Origin of the sequence: Xanthomonas sp. NCPPB 1638, assembly GCF_041475635.2 — a bacterium.
GTDB lineage: Bacteria > Pseudomonadota > Gammaproteobacteria > Xanthomonadales > Xanthomonadaceae > Xanthomonas > Xanthomonas cucurbitae.
Genome location: NZ_CM192984.1, coordinates 2,396,015 through 2,416,971, shown reverse-complemented (window position 1 = coordinate 2,416,971; position 20,957 = coordinate 2,396,015). Strand labels below are relative to the sequence as shown.

18 protein-coding genes, 2 tRNA genes and 2 pseudogenes are annotated in these 20,957 nt (G+C 63.9%); 16 read left to right on the top strand and 6 right to left on the bottom strand.

All coding sequences use genetic code 11. From position 1 onward, the window contains the following. The first annotated feature begins 48 nt into the window (after positions 1-48). The 3 genes from rnd to ACCQ13_RS10425 all read left to right on the top strand — a co-directional run bounded on the left by rnd (position 49) and on the right by ACCQ13_RS10425 (position 2,017). Positions 49-1,143, top strand: coding sequence for a ribonuclease D (rnd, locus tag ACCQ13_RS10435; protein ID WP_274391935.1), 1,095 nt, complete (start codon positions 49-51; stop codon positions 1,141-1,143). A gap of 312 nt (positions 1,144-1,455) precedes the next feature. After that, entirely contained in the window at positions 1,456-1,857 is a 402-nt protein-coding gene (locus tag ACCQ13_RS10430) for an H-NS histone family protein (protein WP_104603195.1), read from the top strand. A gap of 84 nt (positions 1,858-1,941) precedes the next feature. Further along, a tRNA-Ala gene (locus ACCQ13_RS10425) sits at positions 1,942-2,017 on the top strand. A gap of 248 nt (positions 2,018-2,265) precedes the next feature. On the opposite strand, the gene ACCQ13_RS10420 is transcribed toward ACCQ13_RS10425, so the two are convergent. Beyond that, entirely contained in the window at positions 2,266-4,032 is a 1,767-nt protein-coding gene (locus ACCQ13_RS10420) for a S53 family peptidase (protein ID WP_274392107.1), read from the bottom strand. Positions 4,033-4,341: 309 nt separating this feature from the next. Here ACCQ13_RS10420 and ACCQ13_RS10415 point away from each other — a divergent pair. Next, positions 4,342-4,701: pseudogene (locus tag ACCQ13_RS10415) on the top strand (transposase); the annotation flags it as partial. On the opposite strand, the gene ACCQ13_RS10410 reads toward ACCQ13_RS10415, so the two are convergent. Then, the gene (locus ACCQ13_RS10410) at positions 4,698-4,868 is read right to left on the bottom strand and encodes a hypothetical protein (RefSeq protein WP_372372020.1); all 171 of its coding nucleotides are present in this window, start codon (positions 4,866-4,868) and stop codon (positions 4,698-4,700) included. The pseudogene ACCQ13_RS10415 and the gene ACCQ13_RS10410 sit on opposite strands and share 4 nt — an antisense overlap. 177 nt (positions 4,869-5,045) lie before the next feature. On the opposite strand from ACCQ13_RS10410, the gene ACCQ13_RS10405 reads away from it, so the two are divergent. Further along, positions 5,046-5,315, top strand: coding sequence for a helix-turn-helix domain-containing protein (locus tag ACCQ13_RS10405; RefSeq protein ID WP_104603272.1), 270 nt, complete (start codon positions 5,046-5,048; stop codon positions 5,313-5,315). A 37-nt stretch (positions 5,316-5,352) separates the two neighbouring features. Here the strand turns inward: ACCQ13_RS10405 and ACCQ13_RS10400 are convergent. Further along, a tRNA-Arg gene (locus tag ACCQ13_RS10400) sits at positions 5,353-5,429 on the bottom strand. A gap of 139 nt (positions 5,430-5,568) precedes the next feature. On the opposite strand from ACCQ13_RS10400, the gene amaB reads away from it, so the two are divergent. The 11 genes from amaB (at position 5,569) to ACCQ13_RS10345 (ending at position 18,459) form a co-directional block, all read left to right on the top strand. Further along, positions 5,569-7,101 carry an L-piperidine-6-carboxylate dehydrogenase gene (amaB, locus tag ACCQ13_RS10395; protein ID WP_104603191.1) on the top strand — a complete coding sequence of 511 codons (1,533 nt, stop codon included), beginning with the start codon at positions 5,569-5,571 and terminating at the stop codon, positions 7,099-7,101. A gap of 339 nt (positions 7,102-7,440) precedes the next feature. Next, on the top strand, positions 7,441-7,725 hold the full coding sequence (locus ACCQ13_RS10390; RefSeq protein ID WP_104603190.1) for a DUF4190 domain-containing protein: 285 nt from the start codon (positions 7,441-7,443) through the stop codon (positions 7,723-7,725). Beyond that, positions 7,722-8,495 (top strand): class I SAM-dependent methyltransferase, encoded by a 774-nt coding sequence (locus ACCQ13_RS10385; RefSeq protein WP_104603271.1) that lies wholly within the window; start codon positions 7,722-7,724, stop codon positions 8,493-8,495. The genes ACCQ13_RS10390 and ACCQ13_RS10385 overlap by 4 nt, the downstream gene beginning before the upstream one ends. Positions 8,496-8,500: 5 nt before the next feature. Further along, entirely contained in the window at positions 8,501-9,556 is a 1,056-nt protein-coding gene (locus ACCQ13_RS10380) for a quinone-dependent dihydroorotate dehydrogenase (protein WP_104603189.1), read from the top strand. Beyond that, positions 9,553-10,605, top strand: coding sequence for a UDP-N-acetylmuramate dehydrogenase (gene murB / locus ACCQ13_RS10375; RefSeq protein WP_104603188.1), 1,053 nt, complete (start codon positions 9,553-9,555; stop codon positions 10,603-10,605). The genes ACCQ13_RS10380 and murB overlap by 4 nt, the downstream gene beginning before the upstream one ends. Further along, complete coding sequence (locus ACCQ13_RS10370) at positions 10,599-11,510, top strand: DMT family transporter (RefSeq protein WP_104603187.1); 912 nt, start codon at positions 10,599-10,601, stop codon at positions 11,508-11,510. The genes murB and ACCQ13_RS10370 overlap by 7 nt, the downstream gene beginning before the upstream one ends. A 358-nt stretch (positions 11,511-11,868) precedes the next feature. Continuing rightward, positions 11,869-13,167, top strand: a complete 1,299-nt coding sequence (locus tag ACCQ13_RS10365; RefSeq protein ID WP_274391934.1) for an MFS transporter — start codon at positions 11,869-11,871, stop codon at positions 13,165-13,167. Positions 13,168-13,415: 248 nt separating this feature from the next. Next, complete coding sequence (locus tag ACCQ13_RS10360) at positions 13,416-14,012, top strand: DUF1629 domain-containing protein (RefSeq protein WP_104603185.1); 597 nt, start codon at positions 13,416-13,418, stop codon at positions 14,010-14,012. A 184-nt stretch (positions 14,013-14,196) separates the two neighbouring features. Further along, the gene (locus ACCQ13_RS10355; protein ID WP_274391933.1) at positions 14,197-14,847 is read left to right on the top strand and encodes a DUF1629 domain-containing protein; all 651 of its coding nucleotides are present in this window, start codon (positions 14,197-14,199) and stop codon (positions 14,845-14,847) included. Between the two features lie 35 nt (positions 14,848-14,882). Next, positions 14,883-17,663 (top strand): XVIPCD domain-containing protein, encoded by a 2,781-nt coding sequence (locus ACCQ13_RS10350; protein ID WP_274396220.1) that lies wholly within the window; start codon positions 14,883-14,885, stop codon positions 17,661-17,663. A 22-nt stretch (positions 17,664-17,685) separates the two neighbouring features. Next, entirely contained in the window at positions 17,686-18,459 is a 774-nt protein-coding gene (locus ACCQ13_RS10345) for a hypothetical protein (protein ID WP_274391931.1), read from the top strand. 128 nt (positions 18,460-18,587) lie between these two features. On the opposite strand, the pseudogene ACCQ13_RS10340 reads toward ACCQ13_RS10345, so the two are convergent. The 3 genes and pseudogenes from ACCQ13_RS10340 to ispG form a co-directional block, all read right to left on the bottom strand. Beyond that, positions 18,588-18,976 (bottom strand): annotated as a pseudogene (locus tag ACCQ13_RS10340) (transposase family protein); the annotation flags it as partial. Positions 18,977-18,991: 15 nt separating this feature from the next. Beyond that, positions 18,992-19,690 (bottom strand): phosphatase PAP2 family protein, encoded by a 699-nt coding sequence (locus ACCQ13_RS10335; RefSeq protein ID WP_274391930.1) that lies wholly within the window; start codon positions 19,688-19,690, stop codon positions 18,992-18,994. Beyond that, complete coding sequence (ispG, locus tag ACCQ13_RS10330) at positions 19,671-20,936, bottom strand: flavodoxin-dependent (E)-4-hydroxy-3-methylbut-2-enyl-diphosphate synthase (RefSeq protein WP_104605391.1); 1,266 nt, start codon at positions 20,934-20,936, stop codon at positions 19,671-19,673. The genes ACCQ13_RS10335 and ispG overlap by 20 nt, the downstream gene beginning before the upstream one ends. Positions 20,937-20,957 lie beyond the last annotated feature (21 nt).

Here is a 20,957-nt window from a genome sequence, read left to right as displayed (position 1 = left end):
GGCTATTCTGCGCGCTCTGCGCAAACCCTGGCTGTCGACGGAAATCACGTGCCCCACTGGATCACCCCCCCCTCCGAGTTGAGCGAACGCCTGCAGGCATCGCGCCCTTCGCGTATCGGCCTGGATACCGAATTCATTCGCGAACGCACCTACTGGCCGCAACTGGCGCTGGTGCAGATGGCCGTCGGCGAGGAGATCCTGCTAATCGACCCACTGATCCCCGGCATGAACGAAGCGCTCGCTGCCTGGTTGACCGCCACCGACATCGTCAAGGTGATGCACAGCGCCAGCGAGGACCTGGTCACCTTCAAGTGCGCCTGCGGTGTGTTGCCGCGACCGCTGTTCGACACCCAGATCGCCGCGGCGATGGCCGGGGTGGGCGGCGGCATGGGCTACCAGAAGCTGGTGCAGGAAATCACCGGCACGCTGCTGACCAAGGGCGAGACGCGCTCGGACTGGATGCGTCGGCCGCTATCGCCCTCTCAACTGGAGTACGCCGCCGACGATGTACGTTATCTGTTCGCCATCCACGACGACCTCACGCGCCGTCTCACCGAACAGCACCGCCTGGGCTGGCTGGACGAAGATGCCGAACGCCTGCTCGCCACGGTCGAGCACGATGACGGCGAGCGCTGGCCGCATGTGAGCCTGCGCACCGCGCAGTTCCTGGAACCTGCCGCGCAACGCCGGCTGCTGCGGTTGCTGCGCTGGCGCGACCTGCAGGCACGCCAGAGCGACCGCCCGCGTAGCTGGATACTGGACAACGAGCTGGCCAGCCAGCTGGCCCGCTTTCCGCCGGCCGATCTGGAGGCGCTACAGCAACAGTTCGACAAGTTCCCCAAGGCGCCGCGCAAGCTGATCAACGCGGTATGGGACGCGCTCCACACGCCGCTGTCCGACGAAGACCACGCCCCACTGGCGCAGGCCGCCACCGACGGCAACAAGGCCGTGCTCAAGCGGCTGCAGGCAGCGGTGGCGCAACGCAGCCGCGAGCTCGGCTTGCCAGACGGCCTGCTGGCTTCGCGCCGCCACCTGGAAACCCTGATCGAGCAACACAGCTGGCCCACTGCGCTGGGCCAGTGGCGTCGCGCGCTGCTGGAAGCCCAGCTGCTGCCATTGCTGGGCGACAACCCGGCAGCATGATCGGTGCTACGTACCACGACCTAGGCGGGTGTGGCGGCATCACCGCTGCACCGCCCGGCGCGCCAGAGTGTGCTGGATGCGATCCATTCCGACGCCAGCAGACACGCACTGCAGCTCACACGGCGTCTTGGCGCCAGACTCACCTGTCTTGCGTATTGGCCGAACAGGTCCGCAACGACACCACGAAAGCCATCCAACACGGCCTGTAACGCACCGCAGCCAGGTCAGAACCTTGGCCTGCCCGGACCGCATGTCATAATGACGCACGCCCGACGGCGGCGTCTCCACTCCCTATTCCGAGGCCATACCTCTGTGAGCAATACTTCTTCGAAACTGGATTCCATCGCGCAAGCCAAAGCCAAGCTGCTGGACGAGCTGCAGAAGCTGGAAGAACAGGAGAAAACCGAGCGCGCCAGCGAGGCATCCTCTGCGCATGCCACCATCGTTTCCCTGATGGAGCAGTTCGCCGGCCACTTCAACACCAAGCAGCGCAACGATATCGCCGCCTACCTGGGAAGTGCCCCCGCGCGCCGGGAAGTGGTCAAGAGCGGCCGTAGCGAAGTGAAGCCGAAGTACCAGCTGCCGCACACCGGCGAGACCTGGTCGGGCCGTGGCCGCACCCCCAAGGCCTTCGCTGCCTGGGAAGGCTCGGTGGCGTACAAGGAATGGAAGGCCAAGCACCCGGACCTCAAGTTCCCGCTGGTCAGCGAATAAGGCCGGCACCATCGCGCCCTGCGGCGCGATCGGTGGCGACCGGCTTGGCGAACCGCCTGGCATGCGGGTAGAATCGCGACACGTGGGGCGGTAGCTCAGCTGAGAGAGCGTCGCGTTCGCATCGCGAAGGTCGAGGGTTCGATCCCCTTCCGCTCCACCATCTTGCCGTCCTAGACGGTGCAAACGAGGCCGGAAAGCCATGCAAAACAAGGCTTTCCGGCCTTTTTTGTTTCCAGGGCAGTCTAGCCGAGACCGCGCAAATCCGGCGGTAGCTGGCGGTAATTTTGGCGGTAGCTGGGGGTATCCCCTCCCCTGCTCATCGTCGAAAAAACCAGGTCAGATTCACTTTGAAAGCCAAGCTGACCCCGTTTACAGCACCGGCAGCAAACAAACACTGCCGGCTGTCGATCAAGGCGATGCATGCGCCAGAAAACGGTCGAAATCGCCGATATCCAGGCTTCCCCAACCCGATGCAAAATCCCAACCGCTGACGGCCGTGTAGCCATCGCCATACAAGCCATTCGTGCCGACAAGCACATCGTGTCCGCGTTGTGCCTGGCTGCGCTGATCGGCATAGCGATAGATCTGCGGGCCGATAAAACCCAGGTTCGGATGCGATTGCAGCAGACGCGCGACATAGCCGGCGAAGGTCGGCGCAGATGCGCTTGTACCCCACACGTACCAAGGTGCTTCGTTACCTTGGGCATCGCTGCTCAGGATCTGCGCGCTGCTCGAGAACGCGCCGTTGAAACTGACGTCCGGCACTGCACGACGCCCGGAACTCACCTGACCGGCGATCATGCTCTTCTGCCATTGCGGCGCAGCGCCGAGCCTGCTCGCACCGCCCTGTGAGATCTGGCTGCCAACACCCGCATTCCAGACGTGTTCGGCCACGTAAGTTCCTGGGCTGCCGACCTTGGTCTGCAACTCGGTGGCACCAACGGCGATGGCATATGGATCCGATGCGGGGAACGCAACCTGCCGCTGCTGCGGGCGACCCTTCAGGCTGTCGTAGTAAGGCGCGTTGGCGCGTGCACTCAGCGGTTGATAGATGCCATCGTCACCGCTGGAAATCAGGAAATTCTGTCCCTGCCGCACTGCCTTTGACAGGCTTGCATCCATCGCCTGGAACACCGCCTCGTTGATATCAGTCTCCGCAGCACCGATGGACATACTGACCACACGCGCGAGGTTGTCGTCGCTGGCGCGCGTCATGCCATCGACCAAACTCTTGAAGGTGAAGTCCGGCACATTATAAATAAGCAGGCGCTTCAATCCGCCAGCGCTACCCAGTAGCAACTGGGTATCCATATTCCATTCCACCTCGTCGTTGACCACGCCATAGCCTTGCGCTGCAGGATCACCTACCGTAATCACCGTGACCGGTGTATGCAGGCCATGCAACGCCTGGAAATGCTGCAGACGAACCAGTGTTGTTTGCAAATTCCCCACAGCGATCACCGCACCCACCACGTCGCTGGCCGGTGCCAGCGCATTGGCGCCATACGCACTGTTGAGTTCTTCCACACTGTGCCGCACCACCTCCGAAGCCGCCGCTGCAGGTGCGGCTGCGACCATGGTCCGCAGCATCGCATCAGCACTCTGCGCATCAGCACTCGGTACCGCGCGCCGTGGTGGCCGGGCAAGGCTCAGATTATCCAGCCCCAACACGCCCTGGACGGTGTCACGCAATGCTGCAGGCAGCTGAATCGGGTTCTGATTGAAGTAGACCGCACGTCCGTCGAGGCTACCCGAACGCAATGTCACCCCAAATGCAGACTGCAATGCCGCCACCGTACTGCCCACTTGCAACAGGCGACCATCGGAGACGGCCTGCACGTCGGTAATGCCATACTTGAGGAAGTATTGCTTGATCTGCGCGATGTCGCTGGCAGCCCCCTGGGTGCCCCTGTCCAGGGTGGCACGCAACATCGGGTCGGCAGAATCATGTGTCAACCATTGATCGATCGCCGTATGTTGCGCTGCTGCATCCAGGCGCGGCTTGAGCACGAGCGTGACCTGCAACCTGCTTTCTGGCGCCATTGGCGCACTGGAAGACACTCTGGAAGACACATCCAGCGGATGCAGATCCAGGTTCGCCGCGCACACGCTACTGGTGCTACACACCGTTACAACCGATGCCAGCAACGCCATGCTCAAAGGGGTTCGCATCATTGAATGTCTGCCGCACAGTAGTGGAAGGTCCGCCAATTGTTACGAGCAGGTATAACCGTTGATCCCGCTCAATGCGAAGTTGTTTAGCGCATAACGAGAAAGCGCGACGCACATGCGACACCCCCGACGTCAAGCGTGTCAACCAGCATCCGTGCCAGCAACCTAGCATGACGTCGCATGGGAAAACCGCTGAAAAGCCAACCTGGCACAGCCCTCTCCCTAAAACGTGGTGATACCTCAGAACGTGACCTTTTTATTTGTCCGCCTGTAAATCACTCTGACCCCTTTTGCCCTTGCGCTTATCCGGTGGTGGAACGGGCGATGGAAAAATATCCGAGCATCCAGACGCTGTACACCGACAGCGGTTACGCAGGGCAGTGTGCGCAGCTGCTGTCGCAGTGTCACAACATCCGGGTACAGGTCGTGCGGCATCCGGCCAACAAGAACGTGGGGCGTTGGATGGGTCCAGAGCAGCCGGACCTATTCACGGTGAAAGCCAGTGCTCAGGGATTTGTGGTGCTGGCCAAGCGTTGGGTGGTCGAACGCACGCATGCCTGGAACGACCGTGCACGCCGACTCGTCATGCACCACGATCGGCTGCCCAAGGTGGCCGAGGCGTGGGTTTGGCTGGCTCAAGCGCGATTGCTGCTGGCGCGGCTGACTGGTTAATTATGTAAACACCCTCTTAGATCAGTGCGCTGGAATTCATTGCGCTCATACGAAAGCGCAATCACACCATCTGCGCGGCTCATTTTGGTTGGCAGCCAGTCGGCGTGAGTGGCACATGCGCCGACAAGCAGCACGACGGCCGCCGCACCGCAAAACTTCAATTTCATGGTGAACCCCCTTGGCATTCGGACCTCAGTTGTACAGGGCAGTCGCAGAGCTGTCCGAGCGCTCCACCAAGGAATGATAGAAGAGCCAGACATTAATGTCACTCATAGAGGGTGTCCTCATAGGGCGTGGCCCGATAGAGGTTGCCACCGCATCGTTCTCACATGCCAGAGAAAGCGATGCCAACCGATCCCCGTGTCCTGTTTGGGCTGCGACTTGCCGAGGTCCGCAAGACCAAGGGACTCTCCCAGGAACGTCTTGCCTTGGAGAGCGGGTTGGCGCGCAGCTACCTGGGCGGCGTCGAGCGCGGGCAGCGCAACATTGCGCTGTTGAACATCTACCGCCTTGCTGAGGCGCTGGGCGTGCATCCAACTTCGTTGCTAGAACCCCCATCTTCCAGATCAGCCCCGGATGAACAACCTACTGAGAGATCACAGCTGGTGGCCTAGGCGCCAGAATCACCGAAGTCTGCAAGTGGTTGATCCCTGGTGACCCCGGCCCGATTCGAACGGGCGACCTTCCCCTTAGGAGGGGGACGCTCTATCCAGCTGAGCTACGGGGCCAAGGCGCGCATTGTCGCATGTTCAGCCAGCTTGCCAAGCGGGCGGGCGGTGGGTGGAGCCTGCTAAAATCGCCGGCTAGCCGTTGCCGACAGGTCTTGCCTGCACTGCGGCCGTCCCGTTCCGACTTCCAGGAGATTTCATGTCCGCTGACCTGCTCAAGGCGCTCGACCTCGCCGCGTCCAATTCCGGCACCTACCTCGGCAAGGCGACCTGGTCGCAGGCCACCGGTGTCGGCGTGCTGCAGCCGCTCAATCCGACCACCAACGCCGTCATCGCCGATGTGCAGGCGACCACGCCGGACGATTACGAGCTGATCATCCAGCGCGCGCAGGCGGCCTTCAAGGTATGGCGCACCACGCCGGCGCCGCGTCGCGGCGAGGCGGTACGCCTGTGTGGCGAGGCGCTGCGTGCGCACAAGGATGCGCTCGGTTCGCTGGTGGCGCTGGAAATGGGCAAGAGCAAGCCCGAAGGCGATGGCGAAGTGCAGGAGATGATCGACATCGCCGATTTCGCCGTGGGCCAAAGCCGCATGCTCTATGGCTACACCATGCATTCGGAGCGCCCTGGCCACCGCATGTACGAGCAATACCAGCCGCTGGGGCTGGTGGGCATCATCAGCGCGTTCAACTTCCCGGTGGCGGTGTGGGCGTGGAATGCATTTTTGGCGGCGATCTGTGGCGATATCTGTATCTGGAAGCCGTCCAACAAGACACCGTTGACCGCGATCGCGACGATGAAGATCTGCAATGCGGCATTGAAGGATGCCGGCTTCCCGGACATCTTCTTCCTGGTCAACGATGCCGGCACCGCGTTGTCGGAGAAGTTGGTCCAAGACAAGCGCATCCCGCTCATCAGCTTCACCGGCTCCACCCAGATCGGCCGCGTGGTGGCCGAGAAAGTGGCTCACCGCCTGGGCCGTTGCCTGCTGGAACTGGGCGGCAACAATGCCATCATCCTGGACGAGACCGCCGACCTGAAACTGGCGATCCCCGGCATCGTGTTCGGCGCGGTGGGTACCGCCGGCCAGCGTTGCACCACCACCCGCCGGCTGATCGTGCACGACTCCCTCTACGACACCGTGCTGGCCACATTGGTCAAGGCCTACAAGCAGCTCGACGGCAAGATCGGCGACCCCACCGATCCGGCCAACCTGATGGGCCCGCTCAACAGCCGCGGCGCGGTGGAACAGTTCCTGGCCTCGATCGCCAAGGCCAAGGCATCCGGCGGCACGCTGGAGATCGGTGGTACCGCCATCGAGGGCCCTGGCAATTTCGTGCTGCCAGCCATCGTGACCGGGCTGCAGAACAGCGATGAAGTCGTGCAACACGAGACCTTCGCGCCGATCCTGTACGTGATGAAGTACGCCACGCTGGACGAAGCGATCGAGCTGCAGAACGGCGTGCCGCAGGGTCTGTCGTCGTCGATCTTCACCCAGAACCTCAAAGCAGCCGAGAAGTTCCTGTCGGCTGCGGGCAGCGATTGCGGGATTGCCAACGTCAATATCGGCACTTCCGGTGCAGAGATTGGCGGTGCGTTCGGCGGGGAGAAGGAAACCGGCGGTGGCCGCGAATCCGGCTCGGATGCATGGAAGGTCTACATGCGCCGCCAGACCAATACCATCAACTACTCCGATTCGTTGCCGCTGGCCCAGGGCATCAAGTTCGACCTGTGATGGAGATGCCCACGCGCCGGGTGTTGTTCCGGCGCGTGGGTCTGGCTGCGCGGGGTACGCACTGACGCACGCCGTGCTGCACCGAGTTGGTGCGGGAGTGGCTGGCCGGGCAGCCGCACACGCGCCGTGACAGACAGCTGCCCAGCCCCTGCACGGCCACCACGTCTGCCATCCGGGAACACGCGCCCTCCAAGGCGCCACCCCGGCCCGCCACGGCTATCCGCACCGTTTGAACCAGGCAATCCAACACCCTGCTCGATGGACACGCCGTTTGGCCGGCCGCTCTGGGATAATCAGGCGACGCCAGCCGTCGGCTGCCGCACTTTAAAGGAGTTCATGATGAACGTTGTCGTTCGACAGACCAGCGCCATGGCCATCGTCAGCCTGGTCGCCGGCATTCTTGGCTGGACGCTGATTCCGTTTCTCGGCAGCATCTGCGCCATCATCACCGGCCACCTGGCGCGCGCGGAAATCCGCCGCAACCCGCAAGGGCTGGATGGCGACGGGCTGGCGATCGGCGGTCTGATCCTGGGCTGGCTGGCCGTGGCGTTGTGGGTGGTGGGCATTGCGTTCTTCCTTCTGTTCTTCGGCGGCATGGCGTGGCTGGCGGCCGCCAACAGTTGAACCGCACCGTCCCTGCATCGGCGCAACGCTTCGACGACCGGGTGGCTGCCTACGTGCGCTACCGGCCGGGCTACCCGCCGCAGCTGTTGCGCTGGCTGCACGACACCCTGGGCATCACCCCCGCCACGCCGGTGGCCGATATCGGTGCAGGGACCGGCATCTCCAGCCGCCTGTTTCTGGAAGCCGGCTACACGGTCACCGCCGTGGAACCGAACCCAGCGATGCGCGCAGCCGCGCAACACTGGCTGGCGGAATTCGGCAGCTTCCAGGCCATCGACGGCACCGCCGAAGCCACCGGGCTGGCCGATGCCAGCGTGAGCCTGGTGTCAGCAGCACAGGCCTTCCACTGGTTCGATACCCAGGCCGTGCGCCGCGAATGGACACGTATCCTGCAGACCGGCGGCTTGGCGGTGGTGTACTGGAATTCGCGCGAACTGGACTCCACCGCATTCCTGCGCGGCTACGAACAGCTGCTGCTGGACTACGGCACCGACTATTCGGCTGTGGCTGAGCGCTACCAGGACGATGCGACCATGCAGGCCTGGTTCGGCGACGGCTTCCGCGCGATGGCACGCTTTCCCAATGTGCAGCGGCTGGATTTCGACGCCTTGCGTGGCCGGCTGCTGTCGTCTTCGTATGCGCCGCTGGCACACGCTGCGCAGCATGCGCCGATGCTGGCCGCGCTACGTACCCTGTTCGATGCGCACGCGCACGACGGGGTGATCGACTTTCACTACCAGACCCGCATTTTCGCCGGAAGTTTGAACTGACCCGCATGTATTCGTTTGTCCGCCCCTTGCTGTTTTCCCTCGATGCCGAACGCGCCCACGCGCTGGCATTGCGCTCCATCGATGCCGCCTACCGCACCGGCACCACCGCGCTGCTGGCCAAGCGTCCGCAGCCGCTGCCGACGCCTGCATTCGGGCTGATGTTTCCCAACCCGGTGGGGCTGGGCGCCGGGTTGGACAAGAACGGCGAACACATCGATGCGCTGCTGGCGTTGGGATTCGGCTTCGTCGAGATCGGCACGGTGACCCCGCGTGCGCAGGCGGGCAACCCCAAGCCACGCATGTTCCGCCTGCCCGACTACCAGGCGGTCATCAACCGCATGGGCTTCAACAACCTGGGCGTGGATGCGCTGGTGGCCAATGTGCAGCGCGCGCGCCGTCGTGGCGGCCTGCTCGGCATCAACATCGGCAAGAACAAGGACACCCCCAACGAAGAGGCCACCAGCGATTACCGCTATTGCATGGAGCGGGTGTACCCGCTGGCCGACTACATCACCGTCAACATTTCCTCGCCCAATACCGCCGGGCTGCGCGAGCTGCAGGAAGAACAGGCGTTGCGGCGCCTGATCGCCGACCTGCGCGACACCCAGGAAGCGCTGGCCGCGCAACACGCAAAGCGCGTGCCGATGCTGGTGAAGGTGGCGCCAGACCTCAACGACCGCGACATCGATGCGGCCGCACGCGTGCTGGCCGATCTGGCAGTGGATGGCGTGATCGCCACCAACACCACGGTCACGCGCACGCTGGTGGCCACGCATCCGCTGGCCGCCGAAGCCGGTGGCCTGTCGGGAGCGCCATTGCTGGCGCAATCCACCCTGGTGCTGCGCCGCCTGCGCGCGCGCCTGCCCGAATCGATTCCGTTGATCGGCGTGGGCGGCATCGGCTCCGGCGCCGACGCGGTCGCCAAGATGGCCGCCGGTGCGAGCCTGGTGCAGTGCTATAGCGGGCTGGTGTATCGCGGGCCGCCGTTGATCGGCGAATGCGTCGATGCCATCCGCCGCCGCCGCGAGGCGCCCAGCGGCGGCATGGTATCGCCGTTATGAGCGCTGCGGTGCGACCGGGCTGGCGCCTGAGCGAACACGCCTCGCTGCGTGGGTTGAACACCTTCCATGTAGAAGCCAAGGCGCGCTGGCTGCTGCAGATCGACACGCCCGAGGCCTTGCCACAGGCGCTGGCAGCGCCGCAGATTGCCGGCGAACCGCTGCTGGTACTGGGCAGCGGCAGCAACGTGCTGCTGGCCGGCGATCCGCCGGGCTGCGTGCTGTGTTTCGAAAACCGCGACATCGCCATCATTGCCCACCATGCCGACCATGCCATCGTGCGCGCCGGTGCGGGAGCGAACTGGCATGCGCTGGTGCTGTATTCGCTGCAGCAGGGCCTGTCGGGACTGGAGAACCTGGCGCTGATTCCCGGCACCGTGGGTGCCAGCCCGATCCAGAACATCGGCGCGTATGGCGCGCAGGTGGGCGACTTCATCCATGTGGTGGAGGCCTTCGATCAGCACGGCCAGCAATTCGTGCGAATGGGCGCAGACGCCTGCGCGTTCGGCTACCGCGACAGCGTGTTCAAGCAGCAGCCCGAGCGTTACCTGATCGTGGCGGTGGAGTTCCATCTGCCGCTGTTGCACGAACTGCGGCTGGACTACGCGGGCATCCGCGAGGAGCTGGCCAGCATGGGGGCCGAACTGGCCGGTGCAGCCGATGTGGCGCAGGCAGTCATCAATATTCGTCGACGCAAGCTGCCGGACCCCGACGTGCTGGGCAATGCGGGCAGCTTCTTCAAGAACCCGTTGCTGCCGAGCGAGCAGATCGCGGCCTTGCAGGCCACCTTCGCCGACATGCCGGTCTACCCCGGCGAACACGCCGGCCAGGGCAAATTGTCGGCAGCGTGGTTGATCGAGCAATGCGGCTGGAAGGGCCGGCGCGAAGGCGATGCCGGCGTGTCGCCCGATCATGCGCTGGTGCTGGTCAACTACGGCAGCGCCAGCGGCGCGCAGTTGCTCGACGTCGCACGGCGCATCGCCGAATCGGTGCGCGAGCGCTATTCGGTGATCCTGGAACCGGAGCCGCGCATCATCGGAGCGCATTGGTGACGGCATCGCCGGCGCCGATGCGCGCCGCCGTGTGGATGCTCGTCAGCACGCTGGCCTTTGGCCTGATGGCCATCTGCATCCGGCTGGCGTCCGCGCACACCCCGACCAGCGAGATCGCGTTCTTCCGCAACGCCTTCGGCTTGCTGGCGCTGCTGCCATTGATCGTGCGCCCGGGCAAGCCGCTGCCGCGCACGCGCCAGCTGCCGCAGTACTTCGCCCGGACCTTGATCGGCCTGGCCTCGATGCTGTGCGGGTTTTGGGCGATCGGGCACCTGCCGTTGTCACAGGCGATTTCGCTGTCCTACTCCACGCCCTTGTTCGTCACCGTGCTGGCAGTGGTGTGGCTGCAGGAACAGGTGCGAATGCGGCGCTGGCTGGCGGTGGCGGCGGGTTTCATCGGCGTGCTGGTGATTTTGCGGCCGGGCTCGTCCACCTTCAGCCCGGGCCTGCTGGTGGCGCTGCTGGCCGCGGTCATCAGCGCCATCGTGGCAATCCAGATCAAGCAGCTCTCGCGCAGCGACGACGCCGACACGGTGGTGTTCTACACCTACGTGTTCTGGGTGCCGATGTCGCTGCTGCCGGCGTTGTTCCAGTGGAGCTGGCCGCAGGGCATCGACTGGCTGTGGCTGGTGGCGACCGGCATCTTCGGCACTGCCGGGCAGGTGTTCTGGACCCGCGCACTCCGGCTGGGCGAGGTCTCGGCGCTGCAGCCGATCAGCTTCATGCAATTGCCGCTGGTCGCACTGCTGGGCTGGTGGTTGTTCGGCGAGGCGATCGAGCGGCATACCCTGATCGGCGCGGGCATCATCATCGGCGCCAACGTCTATATCGCCCATCGCGAAGCAGTGCTGTCCCGGCGCGCCGCCACGCATGCGCCGGTGGAAGGCGCCAAGCCCGGCGAATAAGCCCTGTCAGCAACACATAGCGAGCAAACGACGCATCCGGCCGGTGATGCGGTGCGACTGCGGCGCCCCGCATCCGGCCAGGCTGCCGCCGTGCAGCCTGGACTCACAGGAGCGGCAACAGGCCGGCGCTTGGCACGCTCATGACGGTGGTCGCACGCGCATGGCCGGCAACCGGTGCCGTGCGGCGTTGGCCGCGGCCCCGGCAAGGCGCGAAGCCTGCCAGTTCGTTTTTGCATACACATTCGCGCACATGCGAGTGATGTTCGGCGCCCAACCACCCGCTTGGGCACGCTAGTCTGGCAGAGGCCGCGCATTCCGAAGCGCTGCACGCCTCCCACGCCCAGAAGGATGCCTGCCAGTGACCATTGACTCGCCCTCGCCCGCCACCCCCAGGCCACTGCATGCCGGTGATTACAAGACCCTGGCACTGTCGGCACTCGGCGGCGCGCTGGAACTCTACGACTTCATCATCTTCATCTTCTTTGCGGCCGTGCTGGGCGATCTGTTCTTCCCACCCGGCATCCCGGAATGGATGCGGCAGTTGCAGACCTTGGGCATCTTTGCCGCCGGCTACCTGGTGCGGCCGCTTGGCGGCATGGTGATGGCCCATTTTGGCGACCTGATCGGCCGCAAGCGCATGTTTGCGCTGAGCCTGCTGCTGATGGCGCTGCCCACGCTGTGCATCGGCCTGTTGCCGACCTACGCGCAGATCGGCATGGCGGCACCGTTGCTGCTGCTGAGCGCACGCCTGTTGCAGGGTGCCGCGATCGGCGGCGAAGTCCCCAGCGCCTGGGTGTTCGTGACCGAGCATGTGCCGCCGCACCGTACCGGGCTCGCCTGCGGCACGTTGACCGCCGGCCTGGCCGGTGGCGTGCTGCTCGGCTCGCTGGCCGCCGGCGCGCTCAACCGCCACTTCACCCCTGCCGAGATCGCCGACCATGCCTGGCGCCTGCCGTTCCTGGCTGGCGGGGTGTTCGGGCTGTTGTCGGTGTACCTGAGGCGCTGGTTGCACGAGACGCCGGTGTTCACTGAGCTGGTCGCCATGCGCGCACTCGCGCGCGAGACCCCGCTCAAGTTGGTGCTGCGCGATCACCGACGTGGCGTACTGCTATCGCTGGCGCTGACCTGGATGGTGGCCGGCGGGGTGCTGGTGGTGTCGTTGATGACGCCCGGCCTGTTGCAGAGCAGCTATCACTACCCGGCCGAGGTGGCGCTGCAGGCCAACAGCCTGGCGGTGGTACTGCAGGCGCTGGGGTCGGTGGTGGCCGGTGCATTGGCCGACCGCCTTGGCAATGGGCGCGTGCTGCTGGTCGGCAGTCTCTTCCTCGGCGTGGCGGCGTGGCTGTTCTACCGCCTGGCCGGCGATCCACACCTGGTCTTTCCGCTGTACGCACTGCTGGGCGCGTCACTGGGCATCCTGGGCGTGGTTCCCTGCATCATGGTCGCGGTGTTCCCGGCGGCGGTGCGGTTGTCCGGCGTGTCGTTCGCCTACAACCTGGGCTACGCGGTCTTCGGTGGGCTGACGCCGCTGCTGGTGGTAATGCTGGTCAAGCAGCATCCGATGGGTGCGGGGTACTACGTGATGCTGCTGGCGCTGATCGGCATCGTGATCGGTGCGAAGCTGCTGCGCCCCGCGCGGCGAGAATCGATCGCCTGAAACGCGGCAGCTAGCCACAAAGAGACAGCCCACGAACCGTGCCTTAGGCCGGGATTGTGGTCACACAACGAACGTTCGCCTTCGGTCCAAATATGCTCGAACGTGTGTATGCAGGACATGGTCCTGCCCAACAGCTCCGTTGATTGGGGGGTAAGCTTTCCTCAACACGCGAAGGCACATCCAATATGGACGAGACGCAGCACATGGACTCAACCATTCCAAACAAGCCCGAACCAGGCGCCTTCTAAATGTTCGTATCGGACATGGAGAGCAACAGGCAGTCCTGCGGGATTCAGTTCACGAACGAGCGCCAGCTCCTTTCGTCGCCACGGCTGATCCCGCGGCAGGAAGGTGGTGGGTTTCCACCCCTTCGCGAAACACCATTGCTGACCTACGACCCAAGCGTCGGCCCCAAGCCCCGGGATTTGGAGGCTGGGTTCAGCGGCTACTGGCTGGTGTCCGAACGTCTGCACGACATGATGGTGGCCGTTGATCCGAAGGCGTTTGCTTTCGCCGGCGTGGACTACCGTCTAGCCGACGGAACGCCAGGCCCGCGCCACTACCTTTGCGACGTGGTGCGCGAGCTGGACGCTCTCGATGAGGACGCATCGAGGTTGCGGATCAAAATCGATGACGACTACGTGCGCGGGAAGTTCTACGCTATGGCAGGTGGCGCGAGCTTGATATTCGGCCGCGAAGCGCTCGCAGAGGCTCACGTCTTTCGCACGCCTTTTAATCCAAAGGCGTTCTGCGACCACGTCTTCAAGGCCGCAGTCCTCGCTGCCGGCATTCCTGACGATGCGGAATCCAGCGGCATCTCGTTCATCGTCGCGTCGGATATTTGATTCCACGAGGCAACGAGGACGGAGCCTAGGTCATGCCAAGCAGCAATCCCCTGTTCCAGGGCCACCATGCCCGTAAATAACAGATTCTTGCCAATATCACGTTGTAGTAAAGTAGGGCATACAGGTTGACTTAGCTTCCAGTGCTGGGGATATGCTGTCCCCAGCACGAAGAGACGACGCTTATATGGGCAAGACGCAAACCATGGAATCCAATCAGCCCACAGCTGGGGAGTTCTTCATCTTGCAGCCGGACGCCCGCAGGGGTGGGAAGGGTCACGGTGTCGTCTTTGAGAACGAGGAGGCGTTGCTGACACCTCCCCGGCTGATCTTGCGACCCAAAGCTCGTGGATTCCCCCCACTGCGAGAAGTTCCGCGTTTGGTCTACGACCCAACGAAAGGCGTGCGTCCGGAAGACTTAGAAGGTGGTTTCAGCGGCTACTGGCTGGTGTCTGAGCGATTGCGTCGAGTGATGGAAGCGGTCGATTCAGAAGCTTTTGCTTTCGCCAACGCGGACTATCGCCTTGCCGACGGCTCCAAGGGGCCGACAGTCTTCCTATGCGATGTTGTGAGGGTGATAGATGCCCTGGATGAGCAGTCGTCTCAGCTTACGATCGAAATCAGCGACGATTTTGAGGGGGGTAAGTATTACGATCTCACCGGCGACGTGCGGCTCGCATTCAAGCGGGATGTGTTGGGTTCTGCGCATGTGTTCAGGCTGCCATTTAACGGCTTCGTTTATTGCGATAAGACGTTCAAGGATGCCGTAGAGGCTGCGGGCATTGTCACGCCCGGCGATTCCAGCGGGCTTTGGTTTGACGACGTAGTGAACTACTGAATCGAGCACGTAAAGCGCCAGTAAGGGGCCCATCCATGTCCAGCTATCGGACACTTTTCCAAGACCACCACAACATCGAGCAGCAGACGCTAAAAAATAGCGAACTGCTTGCAAAGCTGAGTCAGGCTGGCAAGTTTGATATGCATGCTCCTGAGAACCGGCTTTTCCTCCCTTCGGATCCGAAGTTTGCGCAGGCCATGGGCATCACGCCGCATAGCGGTGGTCCGCTGGCCGAATACCAGCGAGGGATGATCCGACGCCTTGATCTCATCGAATCTTCTCGGGTTGGGCAGGCTGCTTTGGAAGGCGACCCAGAAGCCATGGAGCGAGTTGCCAAACGCGTTGAACATCTGCGAGATACGATCAAGGTAGGCCTGATCAACGGCGACCTAAACACGAACACGCCGGTTGGCCAAACGACAGGGCAAGCCACCCAAAAAGTCCGAGAATTCTTCCACAACATCCCGGCATACGGTCAAGTCCACGCCCAGCAGATCGAAAACATCAAGGGCTTCAACGGGCTGGATCATGGCTGGGGTGCCGTGGCGCATTCCGAATCGCGCATCGTCACCACGCTCAATCAGATTCAGACCAGTGATACCGCAATCGTTCGCGGAGGTGACATCCAACTTCAACGCAGTGGCTTGTCCCTGGCGATCGCCAACGCGCATCACGACGGCCGCGTGGTGTTGTCCGAGCAGGGCATCGCCAAGGTTGAAGAAACGCTGGGCGAACAAGCGGCTCATCACCTTCGCGTTCCTCGTGGCCAGCGTGGTTCGGTGTCCACGGAACTACTGCTGGGCGAAGCCTCCGCACGCGGCCTGGCCCGAGCCGGTGGCTTGCTGACTACGGGCATGGATGCGGTCACGACCGCTCGCACGGCATCAACCTTGATGGAGCAGGGCAACACGACAGCAGCCCAGTCCGAAGTGAACCACGCCATTGCCCGCAACGCGGGCGGTTGGGCTGGCGGTGCCTCTACGGCAGCAGCGTTGGGCAGCGGCAGCGGCTTCGTTCCTGCGGCACTGGTGGTGGGCGATGCGCTGTTGATGAGCAAGGCCTTCGACAAAGGCGCTGACCTGTTGGACAACCGTTCCATCTATCACCAGACCGACAAGGCTGGGATGGAGTGGCAGTTCAACGGACGGGATTGGCAGCGCCAAGGTGCTTTCGAGCGTGGTGTCGATGGGCAGGACACTCCTAGCCAAGTTCCGGTGGGGGCCAGCTACGCCAAGTCGCAGGAACTGTGTGCCATGGCGAACGCCAAAGCCGCCGAGTTGGCTCTAGGCAAGGTGCCACCGCCGCTGGATCCGTTTAACCTGCCGGCCAAGCCTGGCGACCAGACGGGTCTGGACAACCAGAACTGGCAGCGTAATCCGGCCACCGAGTCCTGGGAGCGCCAGGTCAAGACCACTGTGGCGGGTGCCAACGACAGTGGCGTCTACGAGCCGCAGACCGCCAACCCAGCGCAGGCGCAACGCCTTAACCAGGAAGCCCTGAGGCGCATCGAGAACGATATCGCCACCGGCCGTGAGGCCATCGCCCAGGCCTACCTGGAGAACCATACCGCCCAGCGCGGTCAGGACTACGGTGTGGGCGTTCCCGCCGCCGTGGAAAGTGCTCGTGCACAGCAGGACCGGGTGCAAGGCCGCGATGGTCAGACCTACCAGCGCAATGAGGCTGGGCAGTGGGCCGGCAAGGACGGAGTGGCCACCGGCAACCTAGCGGTCGAGTTGGAGCTGACGAATCAGATGCGCCAGCCCTCGTTGGAGCGCGCCCAGGAAACCCTCGCCGCCATTGAGGCGCGCCCTGCGCCTACGCCCGCGCAGATGGAGCACAACGAGTTCCTGCATCGCTACCGGGCCACGGGCGTCGACCTCAACGCCCAAGAGAACAATCTTCAGGCGGTGGAACTGGCCACCCAGCGCACCAAGCAGGCCGAAGGCCTCACTGGCCCGACGATGCAGCAGCTGAAGCCGAACGAGCAGGGGCAATACGGCTACGACAGTCCCATTGCCCACTACCAGACCGGACCCGATGGCGTAGCCCACCAGGTCGCGGTGACCACCCCCGAAGAGCTACGCCATGCCAAGGCCGAGCTGGACCAGCCCGCAATGGCGCACGCGCCGACGCTGGGCGCAGTCTCCGTGTCAGCGTCAGGCCACAGGAAGGAGCAGGAAGCCGAGCCGGCGCAGGAGACGGCACCAGGTCCGGTGGCCGACACGCTTGCACATCCTGACCGCCTCACCGACACGCCGCTATCGGAACAGACGGCACCGCGCCGCATGGACCCCTTGGTCGAGCAGTTCTATGCTGCCTTGGAAGCCGGCGACGACCAGGGTGCACGGGCAGCGTCGATGGCGTATGCGACGCCCGAGCGCTGGCAGCAGACACTGGCGTCGGCGCAGGAGCGGATGTTGGCCAAGCAGCAGCAATTGCCTGGCCGGCACAACCCGCTCTTCGCGCAGGCGATGACGCATTTGGAACAGCTCGGGCCGCAGGCGGGCGGGTATCTGGATCGCGTGCAGATGGAACAGGTCGCTGGTGCCGTTGCTTGTCAGGCCAAGCTGCACCAGCTGCCGCGCATTGATGCACTGACGCCAGTCCAGGACGGTCGGGCATTGCTGGCTACCTCGACCGACCAGAATCCCTGGTTGATCGACCGCGTGCTGATCGACAAGCTGCAGGCCGCCACGCAACCCCTGGAGCAAAGCCTGCAGCAGCTGACGGCGGAAACGCAGCGGCAGCAGGATCAGGCGCTGGTCCAGGACCAGCAGCGGCAGGTGGCGACGCAGCAACCAGGGTTCTCACGCTGATGCCATCGCTTGGGGCATTGACATGAACGACGAAGCGCAAGACGCGCTTGGACAAATAGCGGTGGCCGCAGGCCGCTTGGAAACGGTGATCGTCAGCTTGCAGCAACAGACGCAAGACGCGCAGGCGCAGATGCAGGCCACCAGGGAGCAGGAGGAGGCCAAGTTCAAGCAGGCGATGGTGGCCTTGTTCCAGGCGCAGCAGCAGCGGATGGAAAGCGCCTTGCTGCCCAGGATTGCTTGGGCCTGGAAGATCATCGCGACGCTGGCGATGTGTTTCGTTCTGCTGTTGATGGGGTTTTTCTTGCTGCTGAATCAGGCCAACGACCAGCTGCACGCCGCACGGGCCCGCGCGGCGGCGGCGGACGTGCGAGCGGACGTGCAGGAAGCGGCCAGGCATGTCGAGATCACCTCCTGCGGCGGCCGGCCCTGCATCAAGCTGGACAAACGCACGCCGACCTGGCAAAGCCAAGGCAGCGAATACATTGCCAAGGCAGCGAATACATTTTGGTGGATGCCTCATCCAATCACCCGACACGACAGCGGCCGTAGGCCGACGATAGACCGGGTGAACGACGCACTGGGCAAGGACAGAGCCGAGAACGTGCGGGCGGTCCACGTGCCATTTGGCGACAAGACGCTGTTCATGCATGCGGGGGAAACCGGAGGGGTGACCCAGCAGCCAGTCGAGCAGAGCCTGATGCAGGCGAAAGCCATCAAGCAAGACCAGGGGCAAACCCAGCAGCGGGGTCAGGGCCGCAGATGGCTATGGGCGGCCCATGATAGTGCTCGCCGATAAAGCTTACCTTGAGGGGATATGGAGGGCGGTCTCAAGATTCAAGTGCAACACGTGATTTGAAGGTTGCGAACTCTTCTTCCACGGCCTCGCTGGGCGTTTTCCAGCCAAGCGTTTTTCGTGGACGGGTGTTCATCAGCTCGGTGCACGATCCGCAGTTCCTCCGGCACCCAGGTGCGTTTAGAGGCACTCGTCCGTCGCAATCCACGAGAAGGCTTGTGCTGGCGCAGCGCCTCGACCAGCTCTTTCTTCAGGCCCCCGCGCGGATGCGCGTAGATCGTTGCGTAGATGGTCTCGTGGCTGACGCGCTGAGCAGGATCGTGTGGCTGCATGGCCAGCAGCTTGGCAGCAATTTGCTGGGGCGACCACCGCCAAGCACCAGATAATCGCGCACCAGCTGGAACAGCTCCGTTCCAGGGATCAGTCGATGTTGCCGAACGCTAAGCCGGCGACGCGCTGTGTAACGCCTGCCTGCATCTGACGCACAGTAGAGCGTGCTGTCTTGCCTGGATGTCGCGCGCCGGGAAGCGCTCAGTCAGCTCGCGGCGCGGACGCCACGCCAATGCGGGCGCCGCGTCCCACGGAACATGGCCAGATACAAGCCAACCACCCAGACCAGCGCCGCCGACCAGCCACCCAGGATGTCGGAGGGGTAATGCACGCCCAGATAGATGCGCGAGACACCGACCAGCAGCGCGAACGCACTGGCTACCAACGTCACCGGCCAGCGCCAGCGGGTGCGCCAGGCCAGCGCGATGACCACCGCCGCCAGCGTCATCGAGCCCATGGCATGGCCGCTGGGAAAGCTGAAGGTGCTTTCCGGCGCGATCGATTCCCAGAGACTGGGCCGGTCGCGCTGGAAGAACTGCTTGGCGCCCATGTTGAGCAGCGCCGAGCCGCCGAAGCCCAGCGCGGCAAAGGTGCCCTCGCGCCAGCGGCGCAGCGCCAGCAGCACCAGCACGATGGCGATGTCGAGCGGAATCACGCCGTACTGGTAACCGAGCCTGGAGATCACCCCGAAAAACGCATCCAGCCCGGGGCTGGCAATGCTGCGCATGCTCCACAGCAGGGGTTCGTCGAAATAGACGTTTTCCAGCGCGTGCACTTCATCGGCCAGGTCCACGAACAGGCCCAGCGGCACCAGCACGCCGACAAACAACAGCCCCATGCGCCAGGCGTTGTGGCGCAACCAGGTCTTGACGCTGGCCGGCGACTCAGCCGGCGCGTCTGACATAGGTCCGTTCGACATACTGGTCGATCAGCGCGATGAATTCCTGTGCGATGTTCTCGCCACGCAGGGTGACGGTTTTTTCGCCATCCACGAACACCGGCGCCGACGGCGCTTCGCCGGTGCCCGGCAAGGAGATGCCGATATTGGCGTGGCGCGATTCGCCCGGGCCATTGACCACGCAGCCCATCACCGCCAGGGTCATGTTCTCCGCACCCGGGTTGGAGATCTTCCATTCCGGCATGCGCGCACGCACATGGTTCTGCACCACGCCGGCCAGCTCCTGGAAGAACTCGGAGGTGGTGCGGCCGCAGCCTGGGCAGGCGGTGACCATCGGGGTGAAGGCACGTTGGCCGGTGGTCTGCAGCAGTTCCTGCGCCACCACCACTTCCTGGGTGCGCGACTGGCCCGGCTCGGGCGTCAGCGAAATACGGATGGTGTCACCGATGCCTTCCTGCAGCAGCACGCTCAGCGCCGCAGCCGAGGCCACGATGCCCTTGCTGCCGATGCCCGCTTCGGTCAGCCCCAGGTGCAGCGCGAAATCGCAGCGCGCAGCCATGTCGCGGTACACCGCGATCAGCTCCTGCACGCCGGACACCTTGGCCGACAGGATGATGCGCTCGCGCGGCAGACCCAATTCCACCGCGCGCTCGGCCGAATCCACTGCCGAACGGATCAACGCCTCGCGCAGCACGCGGCCGGCGTCCCAGGGCGACTCGCGCTTCGAGTTCTCATCCATCAACTGCGCCGCCAGCGACTGGTCCAGCGAGCCCCAGTTGGCGCCGATGCGCACCGGCTTGTCGTACTGGATTGCAAATTCGATCAGCTGAGCGAACTGCAGGTCCTTCTTTTTGCCGAAGCCGACATTGCCCGGGTTGATACGGTATTTAGCCAGCGCCTGCGCACAGGCCGGCTCGGCGGCGAGCAGCTGGTGCCCGTTGTAATGGAAGTCGCCGATCAGCGGCACCTCGATGCCCATCATGCGCAGCTTGTCGACGATGCGCGGAATGGCGGCCGCAGACTCGGCATTGTTGACGGTCAGCCGCACCATCTCCGAGCCGGCGCGCCACAACTCGGACACCTGCTTGACGCTGCCGGCGATGTCGGCGGTGTCGGTATTGGTCATCGACTGGACGACCACCGGGTGGCCACCGCCCACGATCACACTGCCGATCCTGACGGCCTGGGTGATGCGGCGCGGCCAGGCGGTGGCGTCGGCGGGAGGGGTTGGGCGGGTCACGGCGTCATGCATCGCGCTATTTTAGCCTGTCCT

Bases quoted from the DNA above. Each gene is read 5' to 3' on its own strand.
- ispG (WP_104605391.1), bottom strand. From the start codon at position 20,936: ATGCATGACGCCGTGACCCGCCCAACCCCTCCCGCCGACGCCACCGCC.
- ACCQ13_RS10360 (WP_104603185.1), top strand. From the start codon at position 13,416: ATGTTCGTATCGGACATGGAGAGCAACAGGCAGTCCTGCGGGATTCAG.
- ACCQ13_RS10350 (WP_274396220.1), top strand. From the start codon at position 14,883: ATGTCCAGCTATCGGACACTTTTCCAAGACCACCACAACATCGAGCAG.
- ACCQ13_RS10390 (WP_104603190.1), top strand. From the start codon at position 7,441: ATGAACGTTGTCGTTCGACAGACCAGCGCCATGGCCATCGTCAGCCTG.
- ACCQ13_RS10405 (WP_104603272.1), top strand. From the start codon at position 5,046: ATGCCAACCGATCCCCGTGTCCTGTTTGGGCTGCGACTTGCCGAGGTC.
- ACCQ13_RS10355 (WP_274391933.1), top strand. From the start codon at position 14,197: ATGGGCAAGACGCAAACCATGGAATCCAATCAGCCCACAGCTGGGGAG.
- ACCQ13_RS10380 (WP_104603189.1), top strand. From the start codon at position 8,501: ATGTATTCGTTTGTCCGCCCCTTGCTGTTTTCCCTCGATGCCGAACGC.
- ACCQ13_RS10420 (WP_274392107.1), bottom strand. From the start codon at position 4,032: ATGATGCGAACCCCTTTGAGCATGGCGTTGCTGGCATCGGTTGTAACG.
- ACCQ13_RS10410 (WP_372372020.1), bottom strand. From the start codon at position 4,868: ATGAAATTGAAGTTTTGCGGTGCGGCGGCCGTCGTGCTGCTTGTCGGC.
- murB (WP_104603188.1), top strand. From the start codon at position 9,553: ATGAGCGCTGCGGTGCGACCGGGCTGGCGCCTGAGCGAACACGCCTCG.
- amaB (WP_104603191.1), top strand. From the start codon at position 5,569: ATGTCCGCTGACCTGCTCAAGGCGCTCGACCTCGCCGCGTCCAATTCC.
- ACCQ13_RS10335 (WP_274391930.1), bottom strand. From the start codon at position 19,690: ATGTCAGACGCGCCGGCTGAGTCGCCGGCCAGCGTCAAGACCTGGTTG.
- ACCQ13_RS10345 (WP_274391931.1), top strand. From the start codon at position 17,686: ATGAACGACGAAGCGCAAGACGCGCTTGGACAAATAGCGGTGGCCGCA.